Source organism: Sedimentitalea todarodis, assembly GCF_032595355.1.
GTDB classification, from domain to species: domain Bacteria; phylum Pseudomonadota; class Alphaproteobacteria; order Rhodobacterales; family Rhodobacteraceae; genus Sedimentitalea; species Sedimentitalea todarodis.
Genome location: NZ_JASMWN010000064.1, coordinates 1 through 3,814, shown reverse-complemented (window position 1 = coordinate 3,814; position 3,814 = coordinate 1). Strand labels below are relative to the sequence as shown.

Here is a 3,814-nt window from a genome sequence, read left to right as displayed (position 1 = left end):
GGTCTGCCCATGATCCCGCGAAATCAATGCCCACGTTCGTGTGAAATACGTGCCCGGCTTCCCGTGAAATCCGTGCCCACGATCAAATGAAATCAGTGCCCGCGATCACGCGAAACGCGCAGTCAAGGAACGCGACTGCCGGCCGCTGCCGGCAAAACGGTGGCACAATTGATTTATTCAGATGCGCAAGGAACCGTGATCGCCTTGTGTCTCATGGCTTCGGACAATCCAACAAAAAAAGCTCCAGCCCGACGGGACATCACCGGCTGTCAGATGGTTAGCTGGCGCAGCAGCGGCGCTGCCCATGTCATCATTGCACCGTGAACAGTAAACGACATGGCCAGCATGGCGAAAAGCCTTCGAAACCAGACCTAGTTCAATGAAAAAATGTCCGCCTCAGTTGAATAATTTTGGACGCCAAAGCGTCGTAGTCGTACGTATCTGGAATAGCAAAAACGAAGGAATTTACATGAAATACCTGACACTTACAGCGGTCCTACTGGCAACAGCAACGACGGCCACGGCAACTGAAACGACCAACGGCTTGCAACTCAACGGCTTGCAACTTAACGGACTGCGTTTCAATGTTATTACCGTCAACAGTGCCGACCCTGCGGACGCTGACATCGTGGCGTCACTCGCAAAGATGGCATCAAACAAACTCCCCGACTAAAAGCAAACCCTCGCGCCGGAGTTGCTAAATTTCGGCGCGATTCCTCTGTGCATCTGCGGGTGTTGAATGGGCACGCACCTAATTGCCATGGCTGCAACGTCGTCCAACATCAGGCTGTACTGAAACAGATCGCCCGCAAGGCACGCGCTGATTTCAGTCGCCCATGTTTGACGCAGCGGCTGCTTGAAGACTAGGCCCAGCGTCAGGCACATCTCAATCGCCAGATCAGAGTAGTGCGGCTGTCCGCCGCGCGTGGTTCGGCGTGGGGCCGACCACAAGGCAAGCGCGTCCTCGCTGATCCAGACAGTCAGATCGCCGCGTCGCCGCAGGCCTTCGTTGTATTCAGCCCGGTTGGTCACCCGATGCCTTTGCTTTGGGATCTTGTCACGACGATCGGCGTTGAACTTGTGCGGCATTCACAACATCCTGAAGGGTACAAACCGCAACGATATCAGCGGTGGGGCGATCCCTGCAACAAAGCCCTGCAACAGCCCCGCGACAGATGACAACGCCGTCGGTCCTTCTACGAGAAGGCGTCTACCGTCCGACAAGGTGATATCAAAGCGGGCAATTGACACCGCGTCTGCCAGGCCCGACGACATTGGCGTATTACATACCTCAGGAGAGAGCGCTGTGCCCTCAATCTCGACGGACAGAAAATTGGACGCTTCTTCAGAAACTACCGCATTATTCTGGTCGGGCGTAAAACGCGGGTCCCGCAGCCACGTAAAGATCAGATTTGCATTCATCGCATACCGAAGGGCGACCTGAGCGACAGAGACCCCCGGTGTCAGCGTCTGTGCGCAAATCGAACGCTTCTCGTCATCCGACCAGAACCGCTTCTTTTGACCCTTCGTTCCCGCCATCACGAGCCTCAAGATGTCCATTATCAAGAATGGACACTGTCACTCACTCTATCGCTGCGACAGGGCAGTCAGACCGGACGCATACGTTTGAGACTTCTGTATCTTTGGTTAACCCGGATCAAAGCGCGCTAGGGAATATCAGTTTCAAAGCTATCTAGCAGTTTTTCTATAGGTCGAAAAAATGCTTGGGGGTCTTCTGGAGACTTGTCCGCCTCGACCGACAGGGCATAGGCGTAGTCGCCATTTTTCCACGTACACTTGAGGTTGTAGTGATTGGATTCACAGTCATTTTTAGGAGCGACTCCACCCTTTCCATAATCAGAGCCAGAAGACTTACCGATGGTGATATTGGCACCAAAACCTAGATAATAGGGCGTTAGTTCCATATCCCTAACTCGAACATGGAAGTAAGTTCCACCTGGCTGAGATTGGCCATTGAAGGGGGCATACACCCAAGGGATGCTGTGTCTTTGCTCGCCCAGCCAATATGTCTGCTCATAGCCACTCTCCAACCGTGGCAAAAACGGCAACGCGGCTGCAAAGCCCAATGTGATGATTCCAAGGACGTAAATGCGTGGGGATAGCGGGCGACGCCACATCCAAAGGGCCAACATTGTGAGCGAGACTAAAATTGGGATACTGATTGAACCCGTCCGAACAACATGCAGGCGATCGCCGAGGACCGCCATCCGGTGATAGTGCCCAATAACGACGCCATTTATGAAGGCCATGCCGCACCACCACACGGTTGCCGCTGCCGTCATCCAGAAAAGAATTGAATATACCCGCATGGAAAATCTGCCTACAAAGGTTGATAGCCAGCCTCTTTTTGGTGCCGTACAGCGACAACCAAAGCCACGTCTTGCTGCAAACGGTAGAGCGCTACATATCCGCTGGCGCCAAAGCTGATCGGCCATTCCTGAAACTCTGGGTCCATGTCATCAACGGGGCGGCCGGCATCGGGGTGGTCTGCAATAATTTGCATCCCGTCACGGATCGCACTTGCTGCACGTCTGGCAGCATCAAGATTCTTCTCGGCGAGGAAACGATAGAGGCGTTGCACATCTGCCAGCGCCTCCGGCGACCAGATCAGTTGTGGCACTCAGGCGGCTCCTGATCGTCACCAGCGGCAAGCCGGGCCAGCCAAGCATCCGCCTCGGTATGTGTCACGTGCAGCCCGGTCTCCTGATAGGCGTTCCAGGCGCGGATACCGTCCTGGCGGAACGCTTCGCGCTTTTCCTCACGCTCGACATATTGGGCAATCGCCTCGCGCATCATCCAATGCGGGGATCTGTCCCGCGCTTCGGCGAGAACTTTCACGCGGCTGTGGACGTCTGCGTCCAGTTTGACTGCAATGGGTGTTGGCATGGCTTTTCTCCACTGGTATCACTTTATAATACCTGTAGAGTAAAATCATTACCAGAGCTTATCTGGGGTCGTCTAATCGCAGACAGTATTGCAAGCATTTTTTTGCTCCGACCGCTTAACGTCCGGAGTGATATCCCTTTGCCTGGGTGAATAACGTAGGAAGCGGCGCGCGCGCCGTCGGAACGTCAGTTGAGAGCAGGGTCGTCTTCGCGGTCGATACATTGATCGCCGCATGATGGGTTTTCGCGGGGGAGCCTTCCAATGTCTGATCCGCACTCAGCTTAGTCTGCCGATGCAACCCCAAGAACGGAATGGCTCGATCCACGTCCCGGCAAGAACGTTCTGGCGCGCACTTCGTCGTGCGCTACGCCTGAAAGCTGTGACCGGCACCGCTATCTGGCAGGGTTTCGGCATCGCTAATTGGCACCGCATCGAGCCGTTCCTCCTTGAATGGGGCCCGCGCGATCCCTCCGACGCGCGCATCTACGCTCTGGCTGCGCGCAATCGGACTGTCTTCTACACGCCCGCTGTCGGTGGGGGCCTCAAGCAGATGAAGGACGACCTGAACTTTCTCGCCGTCCGTATGGGCTTCTGCATCAGTGCCGGCCTTGCGCTGAAAGACCCGTCTGAACTTCGTCCCTATTTCCGGACAGTTTGATTATTGACACTACGAGGCCATTTTCCAAATCATATCATTGAACGCTTGTTGCGGTGTTTTGTATCCGATCCCCGAATGACGGCGCTGGCGGTTGTAGAAGACCTCAATGTATTCGAAGATTGCAGCCTTGGGCTGGCGGGTCTCGCGGCCCGCCAAGACAGACTTTGTTCTCCCCTCTCAGGTATTGCTGCGCAATACCCTGCCGGGCAACGGATGCTCTGGAACAGGCTCTGCATGATCGACGGCCAG

At 55.2% G+C, this 3,814-nt stretch carries 6 protein-coding genes and 2 pseudogenes; 2 read left to right on the top strand and 6 right to left on the bottom strand.

The annotated features are described in order from the left end of the window. Positions 1 to 469 precede the first annotated feature (469 nt). On the top strand, positions 470 to 673 hold the full coding sequence (locus tag QO231_RS25840; protein WP_316783115.1) for a hypothetical protein: 204 nt from the start codon (positions 470 to 472) through the stop codon (positions 671 to 673). Between the two features lie 164 nt (positions 674 to 837). Here the strand turns inward: QO231_RS25840 and QO231_RS25835 are convergent. From QO231_RS25835 to QO231_RS25815, 5 genes and pseudogenes are all read right to left on the bottom strand, one after another. After that, positions 838 to 1,089: pseudogene (locus tag QO231_RS25835) on the bottom strand (transposase); the annotation flags it as partial. After that, positions 1,090 to 1,539, bottom strand: coding sequence for an IS66-like element accessory protein TnpA (gene tnpA / locus QO231_RS25830; protein WP_316783112.1), 450 nt, complete (start codon positions 1,537 to 1,539; stop codon positions 1,090 to 1,092). 128 nt (positions 1,540 to 1,667) lie between these two features. Further along, on the bottom strand, positions 1,668 to 2,330 hold the full coding sequence (locus QO231_RS25825) for a hypothetical protein (protein ID WP_316783109.1): 663 nt from the start codon (positions 2,328 to 2,330) through the stop codon (positions 1,668 to 1,670). Positions 2,331 to 2,341: 11 nt separating this feature from the next. After that, entirely contained in the window at positions 2,342 to 2,641 is a 300-nt protein-coding gene (locus QO231_RS25820) for a type II toxin-antitoxin system RelE/ParE family toxin (protein ID WP_316783106.1), read from the bottom strand. Beyond that, complete coding sequence (locus QO231_RS25815; protein ID WP_316783103.1) at positions 2,629 to 2,907, bottom strand: CopG family ribbon-helix-helix protein; 279 nt, start codon at positions 2,905 to 2,907, stop codon at positions 2,629 to 2,631. The genes QO231_RS25820 and QO231_RS25815 overlap by 13 nt, the downstream gene beginning before the upstream one ends. Before the next feature lie 232 nt (positions 2,908 to 3,139). On the opposite strand from QO231_RS25815, the gene QO231_RS25810 reads away from it, so the two are divergent. Beyond that, positions 3,140 to 3,565 (top strand): hypothetical protein, encoded by a 426-nt coding sequence (locus QO231_RS25810; protein ID WP_316783100.1) that lies wholly within the window; start codon positions 3,140 to 3,142, stop codon positions 3,563 to 3,565. A gap of 9 nt (positions 3,566 to 3,574) precedes the next feature. Here QO231_RS25810 and QO231_RS25805 read toward each other — a convergent pair. Next, positions 3,575 to 3,709 (bottom strand): annotated as a pseudogene (locus tag QO231_RS25805) (IS3 family transposase); the annotation flags it as partial. Positions 3,710 to 3,814: the final 105 nt, after the last annotated feature.